This window comes from Mycolicibacter nonchromogenicus, assembly GCF_002101775.1.
In the GTDB taxonomy this organism is placed as follows: Bacteria; Actinomycetota; Actinomycetes; order Mycobacteriales; family Mycobacteriaceae; genus Mycobacterium; species Mycobacterium nonchromogenicum.
Genome location: NZ_LQPI01000039.1, coordinates 189,858 through 215,644, shown reverse-complemented (window position 1 = coordinate 215,644; position 25,787 = coordinate 189,858). Strand labels below are relative to the sequence as shown.

Sequence of the window (25,787 nt, the reverse complement as noted above, 5' to 3'; positions counted from 1 at the left end):
GTAACTAGATTCTCATCTGCGGCGAATCATACATCTCCTATGAGAGAACTCAAGGGCGAGCGAAGGGCGTTGCAGCCTGCAGCTGTACGTCGAGAGTCGATGCGACTCCGCCGTTTTCGCTGCTGGGAGCGGGTCTGGATGCGCCTTGCCAGAATCCGACATACGAGAGTACGATTCTCAGTGCTCGGAAAGGAGATTCTTTGTGACCGAGACGGGCCTCGTGAGGACTGCTGTCGTGACCGGGGGCGCCTCGGGTATCGGGGCGGCAGTCGTGAAGCGCTTGCGCGCCGCCGGCCACCGGGTGGCCATCATCGATCTCAAGCCGGGCGGCGAGGATCTCGCCTTCGCCGCCGACGTGACCGATCGCGCGCAGATCGACGCCGCACTGGCGCAGATCCGCGAGCGGCTCGGCCCGGTCACCATCCTGGTCAACGCTGCCGGCAAAGACGGGTTCAAGAAGTTCAGCCACATCAGCTTCGAAGAGTGGCAACAGATCATCGACATCAACCTCAACGGGGTGTTCCACACCATTCAGGCGGTGCTGCCCGACATGGTCGAAGCCGGCTGGGGGCGCATCGTGAACATCTCCTCGTCGAGCACCCATTCCGGCACTCCTTATATGGCGCACTATGTTGCGGCCAAATCCGCCGTCAACGGGCTCACCAAGACGTTGGCTCTGGAGTACGGGCCGAGCGGCATCACGGTCAACGCCGTGCCGCCGGGCTTCATCGACACCCCCATGCTGCGCAACGCCGATCGTCGAGGGTTCCTCGGCAACATCGACGACAACATCGCCAAGACCCCCGTGCGGCGTATCGGACAGCCCGAGGACATCGCGGCGGCCTGCGCCTTCCTGGTGTCCGAGGAGGCCGGCTACATCACCGGCCAGATCCTCGGCGTCAACGGCGGCCGTAACACCTGACCTGCACCACAATTCGCCGCCCCGGGCGGCCATGAGCACGAACGAAAGGAACAGCTGTGGGACGCGTTGCCGGAAAGGTCGCCTTCATCACCGGAGCAGCCCGCGGGCAGGGCCGCAGCCATGCACTGCGGCTGGCCGAGGAAGGCGCCGACATCATCGCGGTCGACCTGTGCCAGGACATCGAGACCATCGGCTACCCGATGGCACGGCCCGAGGACCTCGAGGAGACCGCCAAGCTGGTCGAGAAGACCGGACGCAGCATCGTCACCGCGCAGGCCGATGTGCGTGACGCGGCGGCGCTCAAGACTGCGCTCGAGTCCGGTCTGGCCGAGTTCGGCAAGCTCGACATCGTGGTCGCGCAGGCGGGCGTCGCCGGCATGAAGGGCAACCCGCCGCTGCAGGCCTGGACCGACGTCATCAACACCAACCTGGTCGGCACCATCAACGGAATTCAGGTCGCGCTGCCGCACCTGTCCGAAGGCGCCTCGATCATCGCCACCGCCTCAGCGGCCGCGTTGATGGACGCCCACCAGAAGGCCAACCCGGGCAACGACCCCGGCGGGATGGCCTACATGACCTCCAAGCGGCTGATCGCGCAGTACGTGCACGACCTCGCAACGGAGTTGGCGGTGCGCGGCATCCGCGCCAACGTCATCCATCCGACCAACTGCAACACCGACATGTTGCAGAGCGAGCCGATGTACCGCTCCTTCCGGCCCGACCTGGAACGTCCGACCCGTGCCGACGCCGAACCGGTCTTCTACGTCCAGCAGGCGATGAAGGTGCCGTTCATCGAGCCCGAGGACATCTCCAACGCGGTGCTGTGGCTCGCCTCCGACGAGGCCCGCTACGTCACCGGTATGCAGTTGCGAGTTGACGCCGGCGGATACCTGAAGTGGTACGACTACCACGTCTGATGGCGCGCACCGTTTCGCACCAGTTGAAAGGAGCAAGGACATGAAGGTTTCCGTTGACGGCCAGCGGTGCCAGGGCCACACGCTGTGCGCGATGATCGCCCCTGATTCGTTCGTGCTCAACGACATTGACGGCACCTCTTCGCCGGTGTCCGAAGTGGTTCCGGCCGATCAGCAGGACGCCGTGCGCGAGGCGGCGCACTCCTGCCCCGAACAGGCCATTCTCATCGAGGAATGAAAGGGAGGATTCCTTGAGCGTCAACGACTCACTGGCCGCGACCGGCCAAGACGACGAATCCGACGATCGCAAGAAGAACACCTACTACTTCGACCGGCACACCCCGGAGTACCGCGATCGCTTCGACGAGATCACCAGCGAGATGCACGCCAAGTGCCCGATGGCGTGGAGTCCGACCTACAACGGACACTGGGTGGCCGCCGACAGCAAGCATGTCTTCGAACTGGCCCGCTGCCCCGCCGTCTCCAACCACCACGACATCACCGGGCAGACACCCTTCCAGGGCATCACCATCCCCAAGGCGAGCCGGGCCACCGTGGTGCGCGGCGGGATCCTGGAGATGGACGAACCCGAACACAGCGCCTACCGCGGCGCGCTGAACCCGTATCTGTCCCCCGCGGCGATCAAGCGGTGGGTGCCCTTCGTGGACGAGATCACCCGCGCGGCACTCGATGAGCACATCGAGTCGGGCCAGATCGACTTCGTCGAGCACCTGGCCAACGTGGTTCCCGCGGTGTTCACCCTGGCCATGATGGGCATCGAGCTCAAGAAGTGGAACGTCTACAGCGAGCCCACGCACGCCTCGGTGTACACCCCGGAGCACTCACCCGATCGCGAACGAATCAACGAGCAGCACCGCGAAATGGGCATCGACATCATCAACAATATGATGGAGATCCGGGAGAACCCGCGCCCGGGCCTGGTCAACGCCATGCTGCAGTTGCGGATCGACGGTGAGCCCGCACCCGACATCGAGATCCTGGGCAACCTGGGCCTGGTCATCGGGGGCGGCTTCGACACCACCACGGCGCTGACCGCGCATGCCCTGGAATGGCTCGGCGAGCACCCGACGGAGCGCACGCGGCTCAGCCAGGAGCGCGCAACTCTGTTGGACCCCGCGACCGAGGAGTTCCTGCGGTTCTTCACCCCCGCACCTGGCGACGGCCGGACTTTCGCCGAGGACGTCGAGGTGGAGGGACAGCAGTTCAAGCAGTACGAGAGGCTGTGGCTGTCCTGGGCGATGGCCAACCGCGACCCCGCGATCTTCCAAGAGCCCAACCGCGTCATCTTGGACCGTAAAGGCAACCGGCACTTCAGCTTCGGACTGGGGATACACCGCTGCATCGGCTCCAACGTGGCGCGCACCGTCTTCAAGTCGATGCTGACCGCGGTGCTCGATCGGATGCCCGACTACCAGTGCGATCCGGAGGGCACGGTGCACTACGACACCATCGGTGTCATCCAGGGTATGCGGAACCTGCCGGCGACCTTCACCCCCGGCAAGCGGCTGGGGCCCGGACTCGACGAGACCCTGGAGAAGCTGCAGCGCATCTGCGACGAGCAGGAGTGCGCACGCCCCATCACCGAACGGAAGGAGCCGGTTGTCATCGACTGACGTTCCCCGGTTTTTCTCCGCGAGCAGACGCGAAAGCCCCCTTTTCACACCAGAAATGGGGGCTTTCGCGTCTGCTCGCGGGGGTGGCTGGCGGGTCAGCCGCGGGGTAAGCCCAGCCCCTGCTGGGCGACGATGTTTCGGTGAATCTCCGAGGTGCCGCCGGCGATGGTGCCGGAGAAGCTTCGGGCATGCCGCTCGAACCAGCTGGCGAAGTAGCTGTCGAGGTTCATCGGCGCGTACGGTCCCGAATTCGCCGGGTGCACAAGACCGTCTGTCCCCGCAGCATCCAGTGCGTGACCGGAGGCGAACATCTCGGCCTCCGAGCCGAGCAGCTTGAGCACCGACAGTGCGGCCACGTCCTCCTCGCCGCGGGCCGCCCGCGCCAGCGCTCGCGACCCCAACAGGCGCAGCGCCTGATAGTCCATGACCGCGGTGGCGAATCGGTCGCGTTCGAGCGCGCCGTTGGGGTGGAAGTCAGCGATGATGTTGTCGAGCCGGTCGGCGAAACCCAGCCACATCATGGTGCGTTCGTGACCGAGAGACCCATTGGCCACCCGCCAGCCACCGTTCAGCGGACCGACCAGGTTCTCCCCCGGCACCCGCACATCGGTGAAGAAGACCTCGTTGAAGTCTTTGTCGTCCATTCCACAGATGGTGGGGAACGGACGACGCACCACCCCCGGGGTGTCTGTCGGAATGACCAGCACACTGATGCCTTTGTGCTTCGGCGCGTCAGGGTCGGTTCGCACGAAGGTGAGCAGCACGTCTGCATCGTGGGCCCCGGAGGTCCACACCTTCTGGCCGTTGACGATGAAGTCGTCCCCGTCGCGGTCAGCCCTGGTCCGCAACGACGCCAGGTCCGATCCCGCGCTCGGTTCGCTCATGCCCAGCGAGGCGGTGATCTCCGCGCGCAGGATCGGCACCGCCCAGCGCTGCTTCTGCTCAGGGCTGCCAAAGGTAAGTAGCGATGCCGCAATGATGTTCACACCCTGCGGATTGAAGCTGTGGTAGATGCGGCGGCGGCACAACTCCTCCAGATGCACGAACTGCTGCAGCAGGCCGGCGTTGCGACCACCGAACTCAGGCGGGTTGCCGGGCAACAGCCAGCCGTTGTCGAACAGCAACCGCTGCCAGCGTCGGGCCCATTGCGGCATGTGCGATACCGAACGTGGCCGCTCCATGGTCTCGGCCTCGGGCGGCAGGTTGGCGTCGAGGAAGGCCGAGAACTCGGCTCGGAATTCCTCGACCTCGGGATCAAACGCGAGTTGCAAGGTATTCCTCGGCAATCGCGGCCCGGTGCTGCGCGGCACCACCCAGCATCAACTCGCCCGCCTTGGCCCGCTTGAGCGCGAACTGCAGGTCGTTCTCCCAGGTGAACCCCATCGCGCCGAACAGTTGCAGCCCATGGCGGAAGACCACCGATTGGCATTCCCCAGCGGCCGCCTTGGCCATGGCGGAGGCCATCCGCCGCCGCGGGTCGTCGACTGAGATCGTCAGCGCCGCGAAATAGGCCAGCGCCCGGGCGCGTTCGATCGCCACGTGCATGTCCGCGGCCTTGTGCTGAACCGCCTGGAAGGAGCCGATCGGAACCCCGAACTGATGCCGGCTGCGGACGTGCTCGAGAGCCAGATCGAGAATGCGCTGGCAGGCACCGACCATCGTCATCGCCATACCGGCGAGCGCGACGTGACGGGCCCGTTCGACATCGACCCGGATCCGGGCACTGTCGGGCACCTCGACTCCGGCGAAGTACACGTCACTGACATGCAACGTCGGGTCGAACACGGCCGATTTGCGAGTCGTCACCGCACTGGCGTCAACCAGGAACACGCCCGCCGCGGTCACCACCGCCAGCCGGTCGGCGCGATCCCCGTCCAGCACATGCAGGGCGGTTCCGTCCAGCCTCCAGCCGTCGGCGGTGCGATGCGCGGTCACCCCGCTGAACACCGCTGCGCCCGTGGAGCCGTCCGCCTTGTGGTGTTCACCGACCAGCGGGGCGAACTGCGTCATGGTTGCCAGAAAGGGCGTGGGGTCGGTGGCGCGGCCCAGTTCTTCCAGGACGATTGCCAGCTCGACCGCTGTTTCGGGTTCGTGCAGCTCGGCCCAGCCCAAGTCGACGTAGACCTTCCAGAGTGAGTCCACCGCGCCGTCCGCCCCGCCCTCGGCGATGCTGCGCACCAGCGACGGCGAACACTGCTTGCCCACCACATCGCGGACCGTGCCCTGCCACAGTCGCTGATCTTCGTCGAACTCCAAGAGCATTGCCGCCACCTCTCCCAAGCGCCGGTTGAGAATAACATTCTCACAAACGGATGTAACGATCTCGATGCGAATTTCCTTGCCGCCGCGCACCGCAGGCAAGCCTGGCTCGCAGCGCGGGCCGCGGCGGCGACCGGCCGTCCGCCAGAAAGAGAATCTGGTTCTTGCACGCAAAGAATACAGCTATACAATGGTCGCGCGGGGGTCGGGCGGCACGGTGACAGGCCACCGTGCCCGGTGGGCGGTACGACGAAGGGCGGCGTTGATGATCGAGCACCCCGACGGCACCCGGACGCCTGTCATCGACGCCAGCGTGCACATCTTTGCGGCGTCCAACGCCGACCTCCGAAGCTTCCTGCGGGAGCCGTTCAAGAGCCGTGGCTTCCCCGACTACGAGATGGACTGGTACGGCGCACCGGGCGGCGAGTACGCACCCGGCACCGACGGACCGCAACGCCAGTACCCGGGTTCCGACCCCGCGGTCGTGGCTGCGCACCTGTTCACCGAACGCGGTGTCGATGTGGCCGTGCTGCACCCGATGACCCGTGGAGTCATGCCGGACCGGCATCTGGGATCGGCGATCGCCGCGGCGCACAACGAGATCCTGGTGTCGCGCTGGCTGGACCATCCCGAGTACGGCGAACGCTTCCGCGGCACCATCCGGGTCAATCCGGACGACATCGCCGGCGCACTGCGCGAGATCGACCGCTGGAAGGACCACCCCCGGGTGGTGCAGATCGGCGTGCCGCTGCAGTCCCGGGAGCTTTTCGGCAAGCCGCAGTTCTGGCCGCTGTGGGAGGCGGCCATCGACGCCGGCATGCCGGTCGTGGCGCACATCGAGGTGGGTTCCGGCATCTCCGCCTCGCCGACGCCGTCCGGCGTTCCGCGCACCTACGAGCAGTACGTCGGCTTCATGGCGTGCAATTACCTGTACCACCTGATGAACATGATCGCCGAGGGCGTTTTTGAGCGGATGCCGGCGCTGAAGTTCGTGTGGGCCGACGGCGCCGCGGATCTGCTGACTCCGATCATCTGGCGAATGGACACCTTCGGTCGGCCGCATCTGGAGCAGACACCCTGGGCGCCGAAGATGCCCAGTGACTACCTGCCCGGTCACGTCTACTTCGTGCAGGGCGCGCTGGACGGCCCCGGGGACACCGATTTCGCCGGGGAATGGCTCGGCTTCACCGGCAAAGACGACATGGTGATGTACGGATCCAGCTATCCGCACTGGCAGCGCAACGAACTGACCATTCCGGGGGCGCTCAGCACCGAACAGCGCGACAAGTTGTGCTGGCGCAACGCCAGTCTGCTTTACGGCATAGAAGTCCCTGTCGCACCGGCCGCCACAAGCGCACACTAGAGAGCAGACCAAGGGAGTTCGCGATGACCGTGACAGCCACCGAGCGCAAGCCGGCCGCCGAGCGAATCGCCGTGCGGTGTGTGGATTCGGACGTACACCCCGTGCCGCGGCGCGGCGACCTGGTGCAGTACCTGCCCGAGCCGTGGCGCAGCAAGTACTTCCTGCCCCGCCGGGTCGGCGAACAGATCTACTACGACGCACCCGACTACGCGCACGCCTTCGCCATGCGCGTCGACGCGTTCCCGGCCGACGGTGAGTTCCCGGGAAGTGACCCGGAGTTGGCGTTCAAACAACTGATCATGGAGGCGGGCGCCGACTACGCGATCCTTGAGCCCGCCGCCTATCCGGCCCGCATACCCGAAGCGCAGCAGGCGATGTCGTCCGCACTCAACGACTGGCAGGCCAATCACTGGCTTGATGCCAAGAACAACTGGCACCAGCGCTGGCGCGGCTCGATCTGCGTCGCGATCGAGGACCCGCCGGGCGCGGTCGCCGAGATCGAGAGGTGGGCCGGCCACCCCTATATGGCACAGATCCTGATCAAGGCCGAACCACGTCCGGCATGGGGCGACCCCAAGTACGACCCGATCTGGGCAGCCGCGACCAAACACGACATCACCGTGAGTTGCCACCTGTCGCGCAGCCATCACGAAGAGCTGCCCATGCCGCCGGTGGGCATGCCCAGCTACAACCACGACTTCATGGTCACCTACTCGCTGCTGGCCGCGAACCAGGTGATGAGCCTGGTGTTCGACGGCGTCTTCGACCGGCACCCGAACCTGCGGATCGTGCTCGTCGAGCATGCCTTCACCTGGATCCTGCCGCTGATGTGGCGGATGGACGCCATCTACGAGGCCCGCAAGTCCTGGATGGACATCAAGCGCAAGCCCAGTGAATACGTCAAAGACCACATCAAGTTCACCACCCAGCCACTGGACTACCCGGAGGACAAGACCGAGCTCACCAGAGCTTTCGAATGGATGGAGTGCGAGAAGATCCTGCTGTACTCCTCGGACTACCCGCACTGGACCTTCGACGACCCGCGTTGGCTGGTCAAACACCTGCCCAAGGCGGCCAGGGAAGCGGTGATGTTCAAGAACGGATTGCAGACCTACCACCTGCCGGACACCGTCCCGGCCCTCGAGGGTCAGGTGCGGGTGTTCTAGATGAGTCACGACGAAAAGCGGCCCCGGCTGGCCCAGGGCCGCGAGCACATTGTTGCCACCGTCGATGAGATTCCGCCCGGCACACACAAACTCGTGCCGATCGGGCACCACGGAGTCGGCGTGTACAACATCAACGGGACGTTCTACGCGATCGCGAATTTCTGCCCCCATCAGGGCGGTCCCCTGTGTTCGGGCCGGCTGCGCGGCCGCACCGTCGTCGATGAAGAGAGCCCGGGCGATGCCGCCATGGTCCGCGACCTCGAATACATCCACTGCCCTTGGCATCAATGGGGTTTCGAACTGGCCACCGGCACGACAGCGGTCAAACCGGAGTGGAGCATCCGCACCTACCCGGTGCGGGTGGTCGGCAACGACGTCCTCGTCCAGGCCTAGCACACAGGAGATTTTGGGTGGCCTCTATCGAAGTCAACGGCGGCAACGTTGTCTACGAGATCCTCGGCACCGCCGGTGATTTGATCGTCCTGACACCCGGCGGCCGGTTCTCCAAGGAGATCCCCGGACTGCGCCCCCTCGCCGACGCACTCGTTGACGGCGGCTACCGGGTACTGCTGTGGGACCGCCCCAACTGCGGGGCTTCCGACGTGCAGTTCTACGGCCAGTCCGAATCGCACATGCGCGCCGAGACGCTGCACGGACTGTTGACCGCCCTTGGGACCGGACCGGTCATCCTGGCCGGCGGCTCGGGCGGGGCGCGGGACTCGATCCTGACCACCATCCTCTATCCGGAGATGGTCACCAAGCTGGCTCTGTGGAACATCGTGGGCGGCATCTACGGCACCTTCGTGCTCGGGTCCTACTACGTGGTGCCCTCCATCCTGGCCGTGCGAGGCGGCGGCCCGGCGGCCCTGCTGGATATCCGCGAATGGCAGGAACGGATCGAGGAGAATCCCAACAACAAGCAACGCCTGCTCGACTTGGACGGGGATGCGTTCCTCAAGGTGATGCTGCGCTGGCTCAACGCTTTCGTCTCCAAGCCGGGCCAGACGATTCCCGGCGTGGACGACGAGATGTTCGACCGGATCACGGTCCCCACGTTGATCATCCGCGGTGGCGAGAACGACTGGGACCACCCCAAACGCACCTCACTGGAGGTGCACTGCCTGATCAAGGGCTCGAAGCTGATTGACCCGCCGTGGCCTGAAGATGCCTGGGAGCGCGCCGCTGAAGACCGGGCAAAGGGAAAAGTGAGTCGCTTCAACCTGTTCGACACCTGGGTGCAGGCCGCCCCGGCGATTTTGGAATTCCTGGGACGCTGATGCGGTCAGCGGCTATGGATGTGGACCTCGCAGTTCAGCGACGCCTCCAGCGCGGTGTGGATCCGGCTTTCGCCGACCCGCTGCAGATCCGGCTCGGCCAGGGTCACATGCACGATGTCCAGGCCGTCGGGCCCCGCGGTACGGGCGATCTCGCCGGTCAGTCCCAGCCCGGCCAGCACCCCATGCACGTCGTCGTCGGTGCCTCTGCTGAGGTAGGTCACCACTCCGGGGGCCGGAATCGTGTCGAATGCCTTGGCGCACAGTCGCACACCGAGGTCGATGACGACCTGCTCGGCTCCGGTGATCAGCAGTCTGACGTGGCGCCGGCCCACCACGATGTCGGCATCGACCACTTCGACACCGGCCTGGTCGGCCAGAGTGCGCAGCGTTGCCATTCCCTGCGTCAGTCGCTCGGGCGTCAACTGCCCGGACGGGTCGACGTCAAGTCGCACCACCGCTGTTCTCACGTCCGTGAGCCTAGCCAAAAGAGGTGTCCATGACGACCAACAGCACGGTGGCCCCGGAGGCGAAGACGGTCACCGTGGCCACTTGGCCGAGCTGCCCGCCGAGGTTGCTTCGCACGGCGTCCGGCGTCGAGGGCGCAACAGAGTATGCGGCCGCCGGTGGCTATCAACCGCTGCCCGACCCGGAGGAATTTCTCGCCGAGGTGCAACGCAGCGGTCTGCTCGGCCGCGGCGGCGCGGCCTTCCCGCTTGGCGTGAAGCTGCGTTCGGTACGCGACGGCGGACTGCGCGGCCGCGACACCGTGGTGGTGGCCAACGGCGAAGAGGGCGAACCGGCTTCGGTCAAGGACCGCTGGCTGCTGCGCAACCGCCCGCACCTGGTGCTGGACGGGCTACGCATTGCCGCAGCGACGGTGGGAGCACATCGCGCCTACGTCTACGTCTCCGATGCGTGGGCGGCGCGCAGTGTCGACAACGCGCTGACCGAGCTCGGACCAGAGGTTCTGGGCGAGCTGTCGATCACCGTGTTCACCGTCGATGCGGGCTATGTGGCCGGCGAGGAGACTGCGGCGGTGCAGGCCATCAACGGCGGCCCAGCCAAGCCGACGGATAAACCTCCACGCCCCTACCAGCAGGGAATCGGTACGCTCCCGACGCTGGTCTCCAATGTCGAAACATTGGCGAATCTTCCCTATCTGCAACGACACGGCGCCGACGCATTTCGCACCATCGGGACTGCCACGTCACCGGGTACCTTCTTGGCGACGGTCAGCGGCGGCGGGCGGCCACCCGTGCTCTACGAGCTTCCGCACGGCCTGACGATCGCCGAACTGCTGAGCGCGCACGGAGTTGCGACGGAGCAGGTCCGTGGTGTGCTGATGGGTGGTTACTTCTCCGGGTTGCTCAATCGCGACGCCCTGCAGACCACCCTCGACCACGAATCGTTGCGCGCGAGCGGCAGCGGCCTGGGCTGCGGGGCGATCTCCGTCCTGACCGACGAATGCCCGGTCGCGGTGGCTGCCTCGGTGTTGGCCTATTTCGGCCGGGAGAACGCCGGGCAGTGCGGGTCATGCTTCAACGGCACCGTGGCCATGGCGGCGGTCGCCGAAGTCCTGCGGGACGGTGTCGCGACCACCGAAGACGTGCAGCGGCTGCAGCGGTGGGCCGGTGCGCTGCCCGGGCGGGGCGCCTGCGGCACCCTGGACGGCGCCACCAATGTCGCGGCCAGCCTGCTGACCCGTTTCCCAGATCTGGTGGCGCGCCACCTCGACGGCGCCTGCGACGTCTGCGGTGACGGCGCCTTCCGCGCCGAACGCCCCTACGAGGTCGAGGAGGTGACGGCGTGAAGATCCGCCTGGACCGCACCCTGTGCGACGGGTTCGGCTACTGCGCCAAACACGCGCCCAAACACTTCTCGCTGGATGACTGGGGATATGCCTCGCTGACCGGCGACGGGTCGGTTGAGAAGACTGATGAGCACGATGTCCTGCGGGCCCTGCTGGACTGTCCCGTGCACGCCATCATCGAGATCGCCGAGGACGGCGAGGCATGAGCGCACCCGGGCGCCCCCTTCCCGCGGTCACCCCCGAGAACGAATTCTTCTGGACTGCCGGTGCTGACGGCGTGCTGCGACTCCAGAGTTGTCTCGACTGCGCTGCGCTGATCCACCCGCCTCAACCGGTGTGCCGGTATTGCCGCAGCACCAACATGGGTGTGCGGGACGTCTCGGGGCGGGCCACACTGGCGGGCTTCACCGTCAACCACCGATTCAGCCTGCCGGGGCTGCCGGCGCCGTATGTGGTGGCCCAGGTGGCAATCGACGAGGATCCCCGAGTTCGATTGACCACCACCCTCATCGACTGCGATCCCGAGGGCCTCGAGCTGGGTCAGCAGGTGGAGGTCACCTTCGAGCACCTCGAAGACGTGTGGTTGCCGCTGTTTCGGCCGGCGAAAGGCTCGGCGACCAAGCCGCTCCCCGAGGACGCGATTGCGCCCGAAGACTTCGCAGCGCACGTGCGCCCGATGGTGACAACCGAGAAGTTCGAAGACAAGTCGGCGATCACCGGGGTCGGGGCTTCCCGGCTGGGCCGTCGGCTCATGGTCGCACCACTGGCTCTGACCGTGGAGGCATGCCAGGCGGCGGTCGCCGACGCAGGCTTGACCTTCGAGGACATCGACGGGCTCTCCACATATCCCGGCTTAGACGTCGCGGGCATGGGCGAAGGCGGGATCTCGGCGCTGGAGGGGGCATTGGGGTTACGCCCGACCTGGTTCAACGGCGGCATGGACACCTTCGGTCCGGGCGGCTCCGTCATCGCCGCGATGATGGCCGTGGCCACCGGGCTGGCCCGCCACGTGTTGTGCTTCCGCACCGTGTGGGAATCGACATTCGGCGAGCGGTTGAAGGCAGGCAAAGCCGCACGGCCGGGTGGACGGCGCACCGACAGCTGGCAGGTTCCGTTCGGCGCCACCTCGGCAGCACACACACTGGCACTGAATGCGCAGCGGCATTTCCACCGCTACGGCACCACCCGCGAGACACTCGGCTGGATCGCGTTGAACCAGCGCGCCAACGCCGCACTCAACCCGACGGCCATCTACCGCGACCCGATGGACATGAACGACTATCTGTCCGCGCGGATGATCACCACCCCGTTCGGTCTCTACGACTGCGACGTCCCGTGCGACGGCGCAGTGGCGGTGATCGTCTCCGCCGTGGACGCCGCCCGCGATCTGGCCAAACCGCCGGTCCTGGTGGAGGCCGTCGGCACCCAGATCATCGAGCGAACTGACTGGGACCAGAGCACCCTGACGCACGAGCCACAGGTCCTCGGTCAGTCCGCGCACCTGTGGTCACGGACATCGTTGCGGCCCAAGGACGTCGACGTCGCCGAACTCTACGACGGGTTCACCTTCAACTGCCTGTCCTGGATTGAGGCACTGGGCTTTTGCGGTATCGGTGAGGCCAAGAGCTTCCTCGACGGCGGCACCAACATCGCCCGCGACGGAGTACTGCCCCTGAACACCCACGGGGGTCAGCTCTCGCACGGCCGCACCCACGGGATGGGACTGATTCACGAAGCCGTCACCCAGTTGCGCGGCGAGGCCGGCGAGCGCCAGGTTGCCGACGCCAGGGTCGCGGTGGTCAGCAGCGGCGGGCTGACCCCGAGTGGCGTCATCCTGCTGCGGACCGACTCGTGAGCACCGGCATATGAGTCGAGTGGTCCGCCCGCGGATGGTCAGCGCTGACGGCATTCCGATGTCGGCACTGGTCGCCGAGGTCGCCGAACCGCGTGCGGTCGTCATCGCACTGCACGGCGGAGGGACCACGTCGATCTATTTCGACTGCCCCGGACAGCCCGCGCTGTCACTGCTGAGAACCGGTGCAGCGCTGGGATACACCGTGATAGCCCTGGACCGTCCGGGATACGGTAGTTCGGCCCTGTATCCCGAGGCCATGACCGAGCCCGAGGAGCGGGTCCGGTTGGCCTATCTTGCCGTCGACCGGATCCTGGGCGATCGGGCGCGGGGCGCCGGGCTGTTCGTGCTGGGCCACTCCAACGGTTGCGAACTGGCGGTGCGGATGGCCGCCGCCGATCGTGGCACCGAAGTGATCGGTCTGGAACTGGCCGGCACCGGGCTGCACTACCAAGACGCCGCACGCGCCGCACTGAACTCGGCCGGACCCGGCCGGCGGCCGACCGGTCTGCGTGAGCTGCTCTGGGAGCCCGCCTCGCTGTACCCGGAGGCCGTGCTGCGCGGTATCACCAACACATCGTCGGGTGCGCCCTATGAAGCCGACATGGTCGGAACTTGGCCGAAACGGGACTTCCCGTCGCTGGCCGCGCAGGTCCGGGCGCCGGTGCGCTTCACCTTCGCCGAGCACGAGAAGGTCTGGGAATCGGGTCCGGATGCGCAGCGCGAGATCCGCGACCTCTTCACCGCCGCCGACAGTTTCGCCACCAATCACCAGCCCGGGGCGGGCCACAACCTCAGCCTCGGATTCAGCGCGGGGGAATACCACCACTCGGTGCTGTCATTCGTCAACGATTGCGCGGCGGCGTTCGTCGCGCGGGACTCGGAGGTCAGCTGATGCGCGTCGGTTTCATCGGATTGGGCAGCCAGGGTGCGCCGATGGCGCGGCGCATCGTCGAAGGCGGTTACGCCACGACGTTGTGGGCACGCAGGGACGGCACCCTGGAGCCGTTCTCTGACACCGAGGCACGCATCGCCGACTCTCCGGCGAAGCTGGCCGACCAGAGCGACCTGGTCTGCCTGTGCGTAGTCGGTGACGCCGACGTCGACGAGGTGGTCCGGGGCGACAACGGGGTGTTGGCCGGTCTGCAACCCGGTGGGATCATCGCGATTCACAGCACGGTGCATCCCGACACGTGTCGCCGGTTGGCACAGCACTGCGCCGAACGGCAGATTTCGGTGATCGATGCTCCGGTGAGCGGGGGCGGTCCGGCCGCCGCCGCGGGAACGTTGCTGGTGATGGCCGGTGGCGATGCCGACGTCGTGGAGCGCTGTCGGCCGGTCTTCGAGACCTACGCCGACCCGGTGGTACATCTGGGCGATCTCGGCTCCGGTCAGGTGGCCAAGTTGCTCAACAATCTGTTGTTCACCGCTAATCTCGCCACCGCAGCCACCGCGCTTGCCCTGGGCAAGCAGTTGGGCGTGGCCACCGACAGGCTCGCCGAGGTGGTGTCGAGGGGCAGCGCGAACAGCTTCGCGCTGAACAGCATCCGCGGTTCCGGCGGAACCCTGGACCGGCTGGCCGGCCTGGCGGGGTCCCTGCTGCAAAAGGATGTGCGGCTGGTGTCGGATCTGGCGCAGCGGGCGGGGGCCGATCCCGGTGCGGTGCTCGATGCCGCCGACGCGGCGCTGGCCCTGATGGACCGCCCTCGGTGACGCCGGTCTGCGGCACCCCCTTCCGACAAGCTGCCGTTTGTCTTACAGTAGCGGTTATAGTCCATCGTCTCAGCGTCGTCCTGCGCAGCGTGCGGCGCCCTGAGGAGGTTCGATGACCAAGGCGGATGTCGTATTCGACCCGTTCTCCGAAGAGTACTTCGACAATCCGTTCGACATCTATCGGCGAATGCGCGAAGAGGCGCCGCTGTACTACAACGCCGACGAGGACTTCTACGCCCTGACCCGCCACGAGGATGTGGCCGCGGCCCTCAAGGACTTCGAAACCTACTCGTCCACGCGCGGCTGCGACCTGGCGATGGTGCGTGCCGGGTCGGCGCCGCAGAAGATGATCATCTTCATGGATCCTCCGGACCATCGACACATGCGGAGCCTGCTCAACAAGGCCTTCACGCCTCGGGCGATCCAATCCCAGCGCGATACCGTCATCGAGCAGGTCGAGCGGTTCCTGGACGCCGTCGACCCCGACGGTTTCGATGTGGTGCAGGACTTCTCCGGTCCGTTCCCGGTGGAGGTCATCACCCGGATGGCCGGGGTCCCCGACGAATACCGCCAGCAGGTCCGGCACTGGATCGACACCTCACTGCACCGCGAGCCGGGGCAGATCGAGACCAGCGAGGCCGGCATCCAGGCCTCTATTGAGACTGCGACCTACTACTACGGATTGATCCAGGAACGGCGCGCCGACCCGCAAGACGACATGATCAGCAGGCTGATCGCCGCCGAGATGCCCGGTGAAGACGGCCAGATGCGCCGCCTGGACGACATCGAGATCACCGGATTCGCCACGCTGCTCGGGGCCGCAGGGGCCGAGACCGTCACCAAGCTGATCGGCAACGCGATGGTGATCTTCGCCCGCCAACCCGACCAATGGCAGAAGCTGCTCGACGATCGCAGCAAGGTCCCCGCCGCCGTCGAGGAACTGCTGCGCTACGAGGGCCCGGTGCAGTACAACGTCCGCTACACCCTCAAGGAGGCACAGGTTGCCGGCGGCACGATTCCGGCCGGCAAACCGGTCTTCCTGATCAGCGCATCGGCCAATCGGGATCCCGAAGCGTTCACCGATCCCGACGTATTCGACATCGATCGGGACTTGACGCAGGCGCAGCACCTGGGCTTGGGGTACGGGATTCACAGCTGCCTGGGAGCAGCGCTGGCCCGGATGGAAAGTGCCATCGCGTTGGAGCGACTGCTGGACTTCATGCCTCGCTACGAGGTGGATTGGGCCGGCCTGCGGCGAGTTCACATGCAGAACGTTGCCGGGTGGAGCCACGTCCCGGTCCGGGTATTGCGGTAAGGACTGGCAGATGACCAAACGACAGGTAGTGGCCGATTACGGGCTGTGCGAGGCCAACGCGATCTGCATGGCCATCAACCCGGAGATATTCCACGTCGATGACGAGGACAACCTCTTCATTCTCAAGCCTGACGTCACCGCCGAGAGCGAACGTGACATCGCCGACGCGGTCCGTCGCTGCCCCCGACAGGCGCTGTCAATAGTCGACGTCGACGACTGATCCCGATCGGCCCTGGCGCACCGGCCGCCGCGAGTCGGAATCTGACGACGCGACACGCCGGTGTCGCGTCACCAGATTCCGGCCGGGCGCCTGATCAGGTCCGCGCGGGGAATCCCGACAGGATCACCGCGTTGCAGTCGGCCGCGGCCTGCCGCAGCTTCGCCGCCTCCTGATAGGCGTCGGAGTTGTACCACGCGCGGGCCGCGTCAACGGATTCGAATTCCAATACCACGGTTTGGTTTCCGTGCCACTCGCCTTCCAGCAGCTCATGCTGGGTGTCGACGGCCAGGATCGTGGCGTTGGCCATCGTGGGCCCCGCGGCCTTGGCATAGGCGATCATCCCCTCAGGGTTTTTGATCGCCTCGGTCAAGATGACATATCCCTTGGGCGCGTTCGCCATTAGCTCTCCTGATTACCGGTGGTGTCGTCGATGGCACGTTCTGGGCACTGCTTGATGGCGTCGCGCACCGCGTCTTCGAACTGCGCCGGCACCTCGTCGACGGTGACCTCGGAGTAGCCGTCGTCGTTGATGGTGAACACCTGGGGGCAGATCGTGGTGCAGATGCCGTGCCCGGCACAGCGATCCGGATCGACCCAGGCCTTCATCGCTCCGCCCGCTCGACCGGGGTGAATTCCAGGTTCAGTTGGATCAGCCCGCGCAGAATGTAGGTCGGGATGTACTGGTAGTGGCGCGCACCCTCCGGGCCGTGCAGCTCGGCAGAGATTCTGATGTCGGTGGTGCGGTCCAGCAGCCGCTCGAGGGCGATGCGGGTTTCGGCGCGGGCCAGCGGCGCACCGGCGCAGCTGTGGATGCCACGGCCGAAAGTGATGTGCTGACGAGCATTTGAGCGCGCGGGGTCGAAGGTCTCCGGGTCGGTGAACCGGCGCGGATCGCGGTTGGCCCCAGCCGCCAGCACCATCAGGGTCGTACCGGCAGGGACGTGCACTCCCCCGATTTCGGTGTCCACCCTCGACAGCCGGAAGTCACCCTTGACCGGGCTCTCGAAGCGCAGCACCTCCTCGATGAAGTTCGGGATGAGGCTGCGGTCCTCACGGAGGCGCTGTTGGACGTCGGGCTGCTCCGCGATGATCTTCAGCGCGGAGCCGAGCAGTCGCACCGTGGTTTCCTGGCCGGCCGAGTACACATTGGCGGCGACCTTGGCCACGTCCATCGGGTCCGGAATGGAACCGTCCGGGAATGTCGCCTCCGCCATGCCGGTCAGCACGTCGTCGCGCGGTGCGCTGCGGCGATCGGCGATGTAGCCGGCGAAGGTGGCGTAGAGGAACTCCAACGGGCTGTGCGCCAGCGCCTTGGCATCGGTGCTGCCGACCCCACCGCCGACGTTGTGGTGCATGTTCTTGACGAAGTCGTCACGGTCTTCATCCGGGACGCCCAGCAGGTCCGCGATGACGAGCAGGGTGAAGGGTGCCGCGAAGCCGCTGATGAACTCACCTGCACCGGGCGCGAGGTACTCGTCGAGTACCGCGTCGGCGAGCTCCCACATGGCGTCTTCGTTCTCCTTGAGACGCTTGGGGGTGAGCAGCCGCATCAGCAACGCACGGTGGTTGGTGTGCGTCGGCGGATCCAGGGTCGGCAGTTGGTCACTGAAGGGCAGTTCGTCGCGATGCTTGTCGATCAGGTTCGCGACGGTCTCGCCCCCCAGGTCGCCGTCGAGCGGCACCGGGAAGCCGGGGAACGGGCCGGTCACCGCGATGCACGAGGAGAACACCTCGGCATTGCCGGCCACCGCACATGCTTCGTCCCAGCCGGTCACCATCATCACGTTGTGGTGCGGTTCCCTGGTGACCGGCGAGCGCTCACGCAGCGCGCGCAGGTAGGGGTACGGGTCGCCGACCACCGTCTGGTCGGTGAAGAAGTCGATCGTGTCTGGATCCATCGAGACGTTCCGCTCCCTCTCACAACCGAGAATCTCATTCTCGTAACCGGTGAACAGAATTTCATATGCCGACTGCGGCGTCAATGTCGCTGACGCCGTCCCGGCTCAGCTGTTCGACCGCGCGGCTTCCATCAACGCGTTCGCCTGGCGATCCCCGTCCTTGTGGTGGCTCAGGGCGCGGATCGAGACATCGTGACCCTCGGCAGCCTTGCGCAGTGCGCCGACTCCCGCCTGCTCACGGGGAATGTGCGCGAACGGGTCGAACGAGTACCAGCGCATGGCGTTGCGATGCGTCATCTTGTCGATGTCCTCATCGGACACGTTGTTGGCGGTCAACACATCCCACAACTCTTCGGGCGCTCCGGGCCACATCGAGTCACTGTGCGGGTAGTCGGCCTCCCAGGCGATGTTGTCGATGCCGATCAGATGGCGAAGTTGAACACCCACCGGGTCGGAGATGAAACAGGTCAGGAAGTGATCCCGGAACACCTCGGAGGGGACTTTGCCGCCGAAGTCCTGACCGGTCCAGGTCGAATGCATCTCGTAGGTCCGGTCCACGCGCTCCAGAAAGTACGGGATCCACCCGGTGCCACCCTCGGACAGGGCGATCTTGAGATCCGGATACTCCTTGATCGGCCTGGACCACAACAGATCCGCGGCGGCCTGGACGATGTTCATCGGCTGCAGGGTGATCATCACGTCCATCGGCGCATCGGGCGCGGTGATGGCGAGTTTGCCGGATGAGCCGATGTGCACATTGAGCACGGTGTCGGTGTCGCACAGGGCCTGCCACAGCGGGTTCCAATAGGCGTCGTGGAAACTCGGGTAGCCCATCGCGGCCGGGTTCTCGGTGAACGTCAGGGCGTGCACGCCCTTCTTGGACACTCTGCGCACTTCGGCGGCGCACTTCTCGGCGTCCCAGATCACCGGTATCGCCATCGGAATGAAGCGGCCGGGATAGGCCCCGCACCATTCGTCGATGTGCCAGTCGTTGTAGGCCTGCACCAGCGCCACCGAGAAGTCCGGGTCGTCCGTGGCGAAGAGCCGGCCGGCGAAGCCGGGGAATGACGGGAAGCAGATCGACCCCAGAATGCCGCCGGCATTCATGTCCTTGACCCGCTCATGGACGTTGTAGCAGCCGGGCCGGATCTCGTCGAGGCCCTGCGGCTCCAGCCCGTACTCCTCCTTGGGCCGGCCCGCGACCGCATTGAGCGCGACATTGGGAATCACCACGTCCCGGAACTGCCACGAGTCGGAGCCGTCGGCGTTGTGCACCAAGCGCGGCGCGTCGTCGAGGTACTTGCGCGGCAGGTGGTTGGCGAACATGTCCGGTGGTTCAACGGTGTGGTCGTCGACGCTGATCAGGATCATGTCGTCTTTGTTCACGGCTATCCTCCGTTCCGGGGCGGCAGCGCAGGCCAGTCCCCAACGACGTCTTCAATGGAAACTATCTTCCCGTTTTCGGAGAATCAACCTTCGCACACGACCCCTGCCCTGGCGGCACCCGCGACGCGACCGGGCAGGTCGAGCGCCGCTCGGTGCCACGCGTCCCACCAGCGCAGACGGCGAAGTATTGACCAATCGCGTCAAACATGGAAATCTGTTGGTCAAATATGAGAATGTAATTCTCATCTACGAGGAGGCACGATGCGCCTGACCCCGCTGTCGGAATCCCAGTGGGAGGAGGAAGCGGTTCAGCGTGCCCTGGCCCAGATGCTGACCGCGGATCGGCGCAACGCCCGCGACGCCGGCTCGGCGATGACCATGCTGGTTCACCACCCGAAGCTGGCTCGGGCGTTTCTCAAATTCAATGTCGAGCTGCTCTACCGCGCATCGCTGCCTGCAGATCTCCGCGAGCTTGCGATCCTGCGGACGGCCCACCGCCGCGGCTGCGAGTACGAATGGGTGCACCACATCACGTTCGGCAAGCAGGCCGGCCTGACCGACTCCGACATCGAAGACCTGCAGCACGCCACCGGACGTGACGAGCTGTATCAGGCCGTGGTGAACGCGGCCGACGAACTCGACGAGGACTCCCGCCTCTCCCCCGCCACCGAGGCGGTCCTCGCCAAACACCTGGACGAGCAACAACTGATGGAACTCGTCTTCACGGTCGGCTGCTACAGCATGTTGGCCATGGCCTTCAACACCTTTGGCGTTGAACTTGACGAAGAACCCGAATCAGAGAGGTAGTACCGTGGCGCATTTCCCCAAGCCTGCTGCCGGTAGTTGGACGCAGAGCTATCCCGAACTGGGCACCGAGCCGGTCGATTACACCGACTCGATCGACCCCGCATTCTTTGAGGCCGAGCGCGAGGCGGTCTTCAAGCGGATGTGGATCAACGTCGGACGCGTCGAACGCCTGCCCAAGACCGGCAGCTACTTCACCCGGGAGCTGCCCTCGGTATGCAAGGGCACCTCGATCATCGTCGTCAAGACCAAGGACGGGTCGGTCAAAGCCTTCCACAACATCTGCCGCCACCGCGGAAACAAGCTGGTGTGGAACGACTTTCCCAACGAAGAGACTTCCGGCATCTGCCGGCAGTTCACCTGCAAGTACCACGCCTGGCGCTACAACCTGGACGGCGACCTGACCTTCGTCCAGCAGGAAGACGAGTTCTTCGACGTCGACAAGAGCGACTACGGACTGGCGGGCGTGCGCTGCGAAGTATGGGAAGGCTTCATCTTCGTCAACTTCGACGACAACGCCCAGCCGCTGGCCGACTATCTCGGTCCGCTGGCCAAGGGGATCGAGGGCTATCCCTTCGGTGAGATGACCGAAACCTACTCCTACCGCGCCGAGGTCGGCAGCAACTGGAAGCTGTTCATCGACGCGTTCGTTGAGTTCTACCACGCGCCGATCCTGCACCAGGGGCAGTACACCAAGGAAGAAGCCGCCAAGATCCAGAAGTACGGCTACGAAGCGCTGCACTACGAGTTGGCCGGCCCGCACAGCCTCCAGTCGACCTGGGGTGGCCAGGCGCCGCCCCCGGACCTGTCCATGGTCAAGCCGTTGGACCGCGTGCTGCGCAGCGGGCTGTTCGGCCCGTGGGACAAGCCGGAGCCCATCGCCAACCTCAAGGAGCTTCCGCCGGGTGTGAACGTGAAGCGAGCGCCGCAGTGGGGCATCGACTCGTGGCTGTTCTACCCGAACTTCATGCTGCTGATCTGGGAGCCGGGCTGGTACCTGACCTACCAGTACTGGCCGACCGCCGTGGACAAGCACACCTTCGAGGCGAACCTGTACTTCGTGCCGCCGAAGAATGCGCGCGAGCGCCTGGCCCAAGAGCTGGCCGCCGTCACATTCAAGGAGTACGCGCTCCAGGACGCCAACACCCTGGAAGCCACCCAGAGCATGATCAGCACCAAGGCCGTCAAGGACTTCCTGCTGTGCGACCAAGAGATCCTCATCCGTCACCTGCACAAGGTGAACCGCGACTTCGTAAAGGAGTACCAAAGTGCCGCTGCCGTCTGAATTCGCCGCCCTGGAACCCTTTTTGGACTGGGCCCTGGCTCATGAGCCCGAGCGTTACGCCAAGCGGCTGGCGTCGTCCATGGAGGAGATGCAGGCGTTCTACGACGTCGCGTTCCCACTGCTCGAGGACGTGATCGCCTACTGCGACAAGTTCCCGCTGGACGACTTGCCCGATGATGCAAAGCCCCTCATGCACATCATGCAGTCCCTCGTCATGGTGTCGTTCCCGATCGAGGCTTGGAAGCAGCCGCGCGTACCCGACAGCGGCGCGGCGTGGGTGGAACTGCTCAGTGAGCCGGTGATCTAAGGGTGCTGACGCTCAAGGCGGCAGGCCTGCTCGACGTCGAAGCCGGTGAGATCGTCCGGCCCGGTGTGCTGCATATCGAGGGCGAACGGATCGTCGGAGTCGGCGAGCGACAGGCCGGCGGCACGGCGTCCTCACCGTCGGAGGACGACGAGGTCATCGGCCTCGGCGACTCAATCCTGCTGCCCGGGTTGATGGACATGGAAGTCAACCTGCTGATGGGCGGTCGTGGCGAGAACCCCGGCCTGTCCCAGGTGCAGGACGATCCGCCGACCCGGGTGCTGCGTGCGGTGGGCAACGCCCGACGCACCCTGCGCGCCGGATTCACCACCGTGCGCAACCTGGGTCTGTTCGTCAAGACCGGCGGATACCTGCTCGACGTGGCGCTGGCCAAGGCGATCGACGCCGGCTGGATCGAGGGGCCGCGCGTGGTGCCGGCCGGGCATGCGATCACCCCCACCGGCGGACACCTGGACCCGACGATGTTCGCGGCGTTCATGCCGGGGGTGCTGGAGCTGACCGTCGAAGAAGGCATCGCCAACGGCGTCGACGAGATTCGCAAGGCAGTCCGGTACCAGATCAAACACGGCGCGCAGCTGATCAAGGTGTGCTGCTCCGGTGGTGTCATGTCCCTGACCGGAGAAGCAGGAGCACAACACTATTCGGACGAGGAGCTGCGTGCGATCGTCGACGAGGCGCACCGCCGGGGACTGCGGGTGGCCGCCCACACCCATGGTGCGGAGGCCGTCAAACACGCGGTGGCCTGCGGCATCGACTGCATCGAGCACGGCTTCCTGATCGACGACGAAGCCATCGCGATGCTCGTCGACAATGACCGCTTCCTGGTCAGCACTCGCCGGCTGGCCGAGGCCATGGACGTGTCCAGGGCACCGGCTGAACTGCAGGCCAAGGCCGCCGAGATGTTCCCCAAGGCCCGCACCTCGATCAAAGCGGCGTATGAGGCCGGAGTGAAGATCGCTGTCGGCACCGACGCCCCCGCGATTCCACACGGGCGCAATGCCGATGAGCTGGTCACCCTGGTGGAGTGGGGCGTGCCGGCGGCGGCCGTGCTGCGGGCGGCGACGGTGACCGCAGCCGAGCTGATCAACGCCACCGACCGCGGCCGCCTGGCCGAGGGGCTGCTCGCCGATGTCATTGCGGTTCCAGGTGATCCGCTGGCCGACATCACCGTCACCCGGAACGTGAACTTCGTCATGAAAGGCGGCAAAGTCTATGTCAACAAGAACTGACGACCTGGTCGAGATCCAACAGACACTGGCCCGCTACGCGGTGACCATCACCCAGGGCGACATCGACGGCCTGGTGGCCGTGTTCACCCCGGACGGCACCTACAGCGCATTCGGCGAAACCTATTCGCTGGACCGGTTTCCGGTGCTGGTCGAGGCTGCGCCCAAGGGTCTGTTCATGACCGGCACCCCGGTGATCGAGTTGGACGGCGATACCGCAACCGGCACCCAGCCACTGTGCTTCATCGACCACGCCAGCCACGACATGCGGATCGGCTACTACAACGACACCTATGTGCGCACCGCCGACGGCTGGCGGCTGCGGACGCGGAAGATGACGTTCATCCGGCGAAGCGGCGCACATGACGCTGGGCGTCCGCACGCGATCGGCCGACCTTCCGCCGGATGACGACGACACAAGCTGGGAGCGGGGACACCTCCCCCTCCACAGGAGCGAACCGCGACATCAACACCAGCGACGCGAATATCGCCGAGTTCCAGGCAGATCTGCGTGCCTGGCTCGACGCGAACGATCTGAGCCCCGGCTCGGACCACTCGCTGGAAGGCCACCTCAAGCAGTTCGCCCGCGTCTCGGCCGCGCTCTACGACGCGGATTGGATGCGTTATGGCTGGCCGGTCGAAGCGGGCGGTCTGGGCGGCCCGGCGATTCTGCGAGCCGTGGTCGGTGAAGAGGTGGTGGGTCGTGGCCTCGCCGAGCCGGGACCGTACTCGATGCTGGAAGTACTGGCGCCCACGATGATCGACTACGCGCGACCGGAACTCGCCGCGGAAATGGTGCCGCGGCTGCTGTCCGGTCGTGAACAGTGGTGCCAGGGCTTTTCCGAACCCGGTTCCGGCAGCGACCTGGCATCACTGAGCACCCGCGCCGTCCCGCGCGGTGACCAGTGGGTGATCAACGGCCAGAAGGTCTGGACCAGCTTCGCCCAGTATTCGCAGCGCTGCATTCTGCTCACCCGCACCGGGGATGCCGATACGCCCAATCACCAGGCGATCACAGCCTTCTTCGTCGACCTCGACACCCCCGGTGTCGAAGTGCGCCCGCTGCGCACCATGCATGGCGTCGATGAGTTCTGCGAGGTGTACTTCGACGATGTCGTCGTGGAATCCTCCCGGATGCTCGGCCAACCCGGCGACGGCTGGCAGCTGGCCATGGACTTACTGCCCTACGAGCGGTCGACCTGCTTCTGGCAGCGCATCGCCTACCTGTACTCGCGCTTCGATGCGCTGATCGCCGAAGTCAAGCGCCAAGGCGCCGCGGTCGACAGTGACCTGGGTGCGGTGTATCTGGCGTTGCACACCCTGCGCTGCCGTTCCCGCGCCACCCAGCATCGACTGGCCGACGGTGGGCGGCTGGGGCCGGACACCTCCATTGACAAGGTGCTGTTGGCCGGAGCCGAACAACTGCTCTATGACACCGCGCGCGACCTGCTGCCGGGCGTCATCGAGCTGGACGAGGGTCGGTGGCGCGCCGAGTACCTCTACTCTCGGGCGGCCACCATCTACGGCGGCACCGCCGAGGTGCAGCGCAACATCATCGCCCGCCGACTGCTCGACCTTCCCAAGGAGTGACGATGACCGCCGGAATGGACTCGGCCTCGCTCGTTCTGCTGGAGGACACTCTTCGCAAGACCATGGCGTCGTCGGCGGGCCCCGCCCTGGACCAGGCCTTGGCTGAACTCGGCTGGGCGGAAATGCTTTCCGAAGAACCGGATTTGGCCATCCCGCTGGTGTTCCGGCTACTCGGCGAGACCGGGGCGTATGCCTCGGTCATCAACGACGTGATCCTGGAGACCATCGGCGGCCTGCCCGGCGGCACGCCGCCGATGCCCTATGCCGGCGGCAGCTGGGTGATCTGGGAGCGCAGCGAACCTACCGGCAATCCCGTGCTCGGCGGGCTTCCACTGCGCGAGGTACCCGGCGGGGAACTGATGCGCCTGGGCGAGGCCCGCCGCGCGTTGGGATGGTGGCTGGTCGGTTCGGCGCGGGCGATGCTGGCCCTGGCCCGCCAGCACGCACTGGACCGGGTGCAGTTCGGTAAGCCGATCGCCGCCTTCCAGGCGGTCCGCCACCGCCTGGCCGAGACCCTGGTAGCGATCGAGGGCGCCGAGGCCACCCTCGCCGTGCCCGTCGTCGACAGCCCCGACCTGACGTCCATACTGGCCAAGGCCGCCGCGGGCAAGGCCGCGCTGACCGCGGCCAAGCACTGCCAGCAGGTGCTCGGCGGTGTCGGCTTCACCGAGGAGCACGAACTGCACCGCCACATCAAGCGGGTAATGGTGCTCGACGGACTGCTGGGCAACGCCCGCGAGCTGACCCGCCAGGTCGGCGGTGGTCTGCGGGCCCGCGGTTCAGCGCCCCGCATGGTCCAGCTCTGAGTGCCGAGCAGACGTGAAAGCC

The 25,787-nt window shown here is 65.9% G+C and carries 28 protein-coding genes and 1 pseudogene; 22 read left to right on the top strand and 7 right to left on the bottom strand.

All coding sequences use genetic code 11. The annotated features are described in order from the left end of the window. Positions 1-220: 220 nt before the first annotated feature. Genes AWC18_RS09340 through AWC18_RS09325 form a run of 4 tightly spaced genes read left to right on the top strand, consistent with a single transcriptional unit; the run spans position 221 to position 3,470 of the window. A complete protein-coding gene (locus AWC18_RS09340) occupies positions 221-922 on the top strand; it encodes an SDR family NAD(P)-dependent oxidoreductase (RefSeq protein ID WP_085138514.1) in 702 nt (233 codons plus the stop codon). A 56-nt stretch (positions 923-978) separates the two neighbouring features. Next, entirely contained in the window at positions 979-1,839 is an 861-nt protein-coding gene (locus tag AWC18_RS09335; RefSeq protein WP_085138493.1) for a mycofactocin-coupled SDR family oxidoreductase, read from the top strand. A 40-nt stretch (positions 1,840-1,879) separates the two neighbouring features. Further along, entirely contained in the window at positions 1,880-2,074 is a 195-nt protein-coding gene (locus AWC18_RS09330; RefSeq protein ID WP_024440885.1) for a ferredoxin, read from the top strand. A gap of 13 nt (positions 2,075-2,087) precedes the next feature. Continuing rightward, complete coding sequence (locus AWC18_RS09325) at positions 2,088-3,470, top strand: cytochrome P450 (protein ID WP_085138492.1); 1,383 nt, start codon at positions 2,088-2,090, stop codon at positions 3,468-3,470. A 95-nt stretch (positions 3,471-3,565) separates the two neighbouring features. On the opposite strand, the gene AWC18_RS09320 is transcribed toward AWC18_RS09325, so the two are convergent. Both AWC18_RS09320 and AWC18_RS09315 read right to left on the bottom strand, forming a co-directional pair. Further along, positions 3,566-4,741 (bottom strand): acyl-CoA dehydrogenase family protein, encoded by a 1,176-nt coding sequence (locus AWC18_RS09320; protein ID WP_085138491.1) that lies wholly within the window; start codon positions 4,739-4,741, stop codon positions 3,566-3,568. After that, positions 4,725-5,732 (bottom strand): acyl-CoA dehydrogenase family protein, encoded by a 1,008-nt coding sequence (locus AWC18_RS09315; RefSeq protein WP_064996523.1) that lies wholly within the window; start codon positions 5,730-5,732, stop codon positions 4,725-4,727. The genes AWC18_RS09320 and AWC18_RS09315 overlap by 17 nt, the downstream gene beginning before the upstream one ends. 262 nt (positions 5,733-5,994) lie before the next feature. Here AWC18_RS09315 and AWC18_RS09310 point away from each other — a divergent pair, with 262 nt between their 5' ends. The 4 genes from AWC18_RS09310 to AWC18_RS09295 are packed head-to-tail and all read left to right on the top strand — an operon-like array spanning position 5,995 to position 9,535. Further along, on the top strand, positions 5,995-7,092 hold the full coding sequence (locus AWC18_RS09310) for an amidohydrolase family protein (RefSeq protein WP_208858342.1): 1,098 nt from the start codon (positions 5,995-5,997) through the stop codon (positions 7,090-7,092). 23 nt (positions 7,093-7,115) lie between these two features. Then, on the top strand, positions 7,116-8,258 hold the full coding sequence (locus AWC18_RS09305) for an amidohydrolase family protein (protein ID WP_085138489.1): 1,143 nt from the start codon (positions 7,116-7,118) through the stop codon (positions 8,256-8,258). Further along, positions 8,259-8,651, top strand: a complete 393-nt coding sequence (locus AWC18_RS09300; RefSeq protein WP_064996520.1) for a Rieske (2Fe-2S) protein — start codon at positions 8,259-8,261, stop codon at positions 8,649-8,651. 17 nt (positions 8,652-8,668) lie between these two features. Further along, positions 8,669-9,535: an alpha/beta fold hydrolase gene (locus tag AWC18_RS09295; protein ID WP_064996519.1), complete on the top strand. Its 867-nt coding sequence runs from the start codon at positions 8,669-8,671 to the stop codon at positions 9,533-9,535. Positions 9,536-9,540: 5 nt separating this feature from the next. Here AWC18_RS09295 and AWC18_RS09290 read toward each other — a convergent pair whose 3' ends face one another. Continuing rightward, entirely contained in the window at positions 9,541-10,002 is a 462-nt protein-coding gene (locus AWC18_RS09290; RefSeq protein WP_082960919.1) for a hypothetical protein, read from the bottom strand. Positions 10,003-10,031: 29 nt separating this feature from the next. On the opposite strand from AWC18_RS09290, the gene AWC18_RS09285 reads away from it, so the two are divergent. The 7 genes and pseudogenes from AWC18_RS09285 (at position 10,032) to AWC18_RS09255 (ending at position 16,445) form a co-directional block, all read left to right on the top strand. After that, on the top strand, positions 10,032-11,345 hold the full coding sequence (locus tag AWC18_RS09285; RefSeq protein WP_085138488.1) for an NADH-ubiquinone oxidoreductase-F iron-sulfur binding region domain-containing protein: 1,314 nt from the start codon (positions 10,032-10,034) through the stop codon (positions 11,343-11,345). Then, positions 11,342-11,536, top strand: a pseudogene (locus tag AWC18_RS09280) (ferredoxin); the annotation flags it as partial. The gene AWC18_RS09285 and the pseudogene AWC18_RS09280, both read left to right, overlap by 4 nt. A gap of 11 nt (positions 11,537-11,547) precedes the next feature. Then, positions 11,548-13,200: a thiolase C-terminal domain-containing protein gene (locus AWC18_RS09275; protein WP_085138486.1), complete on the top strand. Its 1,653-nt coding sequence runs from the start codon at positions 11,548-11,550 to the stop codon at positions 13,198-13,200. A 10-nt stretch (positions 13,201-13,210) separates the two neighbouring features. Next, the gene (locus AWC18_RS09270) at positions 13,211-14,092 is read left to right on the top strand and encodes an alpha/beta hydrolase (protein WP_234806468.1); all 882 of its coding nucleotides are present in this window, start codon (positions 13,211-13,213) and stop codon (positions 14,090-14,092) included. Then, positions 14,092-14,910, top strand: coding sequence for an NAD(P)-dependent oxidoreductase (locus tag AWC18_RS09265; RefSeq protein WP_085138485.1), 819 nt, complete (start codon positions 14,092-14,094; stop codon positions 14,908-14,910). Before AWC18_RS09270 ends, AWC18_RS09265 begins: the two co-directional genes overlap by 1 nt. A 112-nt stretch (positions 14,911-15,022) precedes the next feature. Continuing rightward, complete coding sequence (locus tag AWC18_RS09260) at positions 15,023-16,225, top strand: cytochrome P450 (protein WP_085138484.1); 1,203 nt, start codon at positions 15,023-15,025, stop codon at positions 16,223-16,225. Positions 16,226-16,235: 10 nt separating this feature from the next. Beyond that, positions 16,236-16,445 (top strand): ferredoxin, encoded by a 210-nt coding sequence (locus AWC18_RS09255; RefSeq protein ID WP_064996513.1) that lies wholly within the window; start codon positions 16,236-16,238, stop codon positions 16,443-16,445. 94 nt (positions 16,446-16,539) lie between these two features. On the opposite strand, the gene AWC18_RS09250 is transcribed toward AWC18_RS09255, so the two are convergent. From AWC18_RS09250 to AWC18_RS09235, 4 genes are all read right to left on the bottom strand, one after another. Further along, entirely contained in the window at positions 16,540-16,845 is a 306-nt protein-coding gene (locus AWC18_RS09250) for a DUF1330 domain-containing protein (RefSeq protein WP_064996512.1), read from the bottom strand. Further along, entirely contained in the window at positions 16,845-17,051 is a 207-nt protein-coding gene (locus tag AWC18_RS09245) for a ferredoxin (RefSeq protein WP_064996511.1), read from the bottom strand. The genes AWC18_RS09250 and AWC18_RS09245 overlap by 1 nt, the downstream gene beginning before the upstream one ends. Next, on the bottom strand, positions 17,048-18,343 hold the full coding sequence (locus AWC18_RS09240; RefSeq protein WP_085138512.1) for a cytochrome P450: 1,296 nt from the start codon (positions 18,341-18,343) through the stop codon (positions 17,048-17,050). Before AWC18_RS09240 ends, AWC18_RS09245 begins: the two co-directional genes overlap by 4 nt. 105 nt (positions 18,344-18,448) lie before the next feature. Beyond that, the gene (locus tag AWC18_RS09235) at positions 18,449-19,729 is read right to left on the bottom strand and encodes an amidohydrolase family protein (protein WP_085138483.1); all 1,281 of its coding nucleotides are present in this window, start codon (positions 19,727-19,729) and stop codon (positions 18,449-18,451) included. 261 nt (positions 19,730-19,990) lie between these two features. On the opposite strand from AWC18_RS09235, the gene AWC18_RS09230 reads away from it, so the two are divergent. Genes AWC18_RS09230 through AWC18_RS09200 form a run of 7 tightly spaced genes read left to right on the top strand, consistent with a single transcriptional unit; the run spans position 19,991 to position 25,765 of the window. Next, positions 19,991-20,536 (top strand): carboxymuconolactone decarboxylase family protein, encoded by a 546-nt coding sequence (locus AWC18_RS09230; protein WP_085138482.1) that lies wholly within the window; start codon positions 19,991-19,993, stop codon positions 20,534-20,536. 4 nt (positions 20,537-20,540) lie between these two features. After that, positions 20,541-21,818, top strand: a complete 1,278-nt coding sequence (locus AWC18_RS09225) for an aromatic ring-hydroxylating oxygenase subunit alpha (protein WP_085138481.1) — start codon at positions 20,541-20,543, stop codon at positions 21,816-21,818. Next, complete coding sequence (locus AWC18_RS09220) at positions 21,802-22,125, top strand: hypothetical protein (protein ID WP_085138480.1); 324 nt, start codon at positions 21,802-21,804, stop codon at positions 22,123-22,125. The genes AWC18_RS09225 and AWC18_RS09220 overlap by 17 nt, the downstream gene beginning before the upstream one ends. Before the next feature lie 2 nt (positions 22,126-22,127). Beyond that, a complete protein-coding gene (locus AWC18_RS09215; protein ID WP_085138479.1) occupies positions 22,128-23,372 on the top strand; it encodes a metal-dependent hydrolase family protein in 1,245 nt (414 codons plus the stop codon). Further along, positions 23,356-23,778 carry a nuclear transport factor 2 family protein gene (locus AWC18_RS09210; protein WP_064996505.1) on the top strand — a complete coding sequence of 141 codons (423 nt, stop codon included), beginning with the start codon at positions 23,356-23,358 and terminating at the stop codon, positions 23,776-23,778. The genes AWC18_RS09215 and AWC18_RS09210 overlap by 17 nt, the downstream gene beginning before the upstream one ends. After that, complete coding sequence (locus AWC18_RS09205; RefSeq protein WP_085138478.1) at positions 23,775-24,959, top strand: acyl-CoA dehydrogenase family protein; 1,185 nt, start codon at positions 23,775-23,777, stop codon at positions 24,957-24,959. The genes AWC18_RS09210 and AWC18_RS09205 overlap by 4 nt, the downstream gene beginning before the upstream one ends. Before the next feature lie 2 nt (positions 24,960-24,961). Next, positions 24,962-25,765 carry an acyl-CoA dehydrogenase family protein gene (locus AWC18_RS09200; protein WP_085138477.1) on the top strand — a complete coding sequence of 268 codons (804 nt, stop codon included), beginning with the start codon at positions 24,962-24,964 and terminating at the stop codon, positions 25,763-25,765. The last annotated feature ends 22 nt before the right edge of the window (positions 25,766-25,787 follow it).

Bases quoted from the DNA above. Each gene is read 5' to 3' on its own strand.
- AWC18_RS09210 (WP_064996505.1), top strand. From the start codon at position 23,356: ATGTCAACAAGAACTGACGACCTGGTCGAGATCCAACAGACACTGGCC.
- AWC18_RS09245 (WP_064996511.1), bottom strand. From the start codon at position 17,051: ATGAAGGCCTGGGTCGATCCGGATCGCTGTGCCGGGCACGGCATCTGC.
- AWC18_RS09200 (WP_085138477.1), top strand. From the start codon at position 24,962: ATGACCGCCGGAATGGACTCGGCCTCGCTCGTTCTGCTGGAGGACACT.
- AWC18_RS09300 (WP_064996520.1), top strand. From the start codon at position 8,259: ATGAGTCACGACGAAAAGCGGCCCCGGCTGGCCCAGGGCCGCGAGCAC.
- AWC18_RS09255 (WP_064996513.1), top strand. From the start codon at position 16,236: ATGACCAAACGACAGGTAGTGGCCGATTACGGGCTGTGCGAGGCCAAC.
- AWC18_RS09285 (WP_085138488.1), top strand. From the start codon at position 10,032: ATGACGACCAACAGCACGGTGGCCCCGGAGGCGAAGACGGTCACCGTG.
- AWC18_RS09315 (WP_064996523.1), bottom strand. From the start codon at position 5,732: ATGCTCTTGGAGTTCGACGAAGATCAGCGACTGTGGCAGGGCACGGTC.
- AWC18_RS09205 (WP_085138478.1), top strand. From the start codon at position 23,775: ATGACGACGACACAAGCTGGGAGCGGGGACACCTCCCCCTCCACAGGA.
- AWC18_RS09305 (WP_085138489.1), top strand. From the start codon at position 7,116: ATGACCGTGACAGCCACCGAGCGCAAGCCGGCCGCCGAGCGAATCGCC.
- AWC18_RS09270 (WP_234806468.1), top strand. From the start codon at position 13,211: ATGAGTCGAGTGGTCCGCCCGCGGATGGTCAGCGCTGACGGCATTCCG.
- AWC18_RS09250 (WP_064996512.1), bottom strand. From the start codon at position 16,845: ATGGCGAACGCGCCCAAGGGATATGTCATCTTGACCGAGGCGATCAAA.
- AWC18_RS09265 (WP_085138485.1), top strand. From the start codon at position 14,092: ATGCGCGTCGGTTTCATCGGATTGGGCAGCCAGGGTGCGCCGATGGCG.
- AWC18_RS09240 (WP_085138512.1), bottom strand. From the start codon at position 18,343: ATGGATCCAGACACGATCGACTTCTTCACCGACCAGACGGTGGTCGGC.
- AWC18_RS09260 (WP_085138484.1), top strand. From the start codon at position 15,023: ATGACCAAGGCGGATGTCGTATTCGACCCGTTCTCCGAAGAGTACTTC.
- AWC18_RS09275 (WP_085138486.1), top strand. From the start codon at position 11,548: ATGAGCGCACCCGGGCGCCCCCTTCCCGCGGTCACCCCCGAGAACGAA.
- AWC18_RS09310 (WP_208858342.1), top strand. From the start codon at position 5,995: ATGATCGAGCACCCCGACGGCACCCGGACGCCTGTCATCGACGCCAGC.
- AWC18_RS09330 (WP_024440885.1), top strand. From the start codon at position 1,880: ATGAAGGTTTCCGTTGACGGCCAGCGGTGCCAGGGCCACACGCTGTGC.
- AWC18_RS09230 (WP_085138482.1), top strand. From the start codon at position 19,991: ATGCGCCTGACCCCGCTGTCGGAATCCCAGTGGGAGGAGGAAGCGGTT.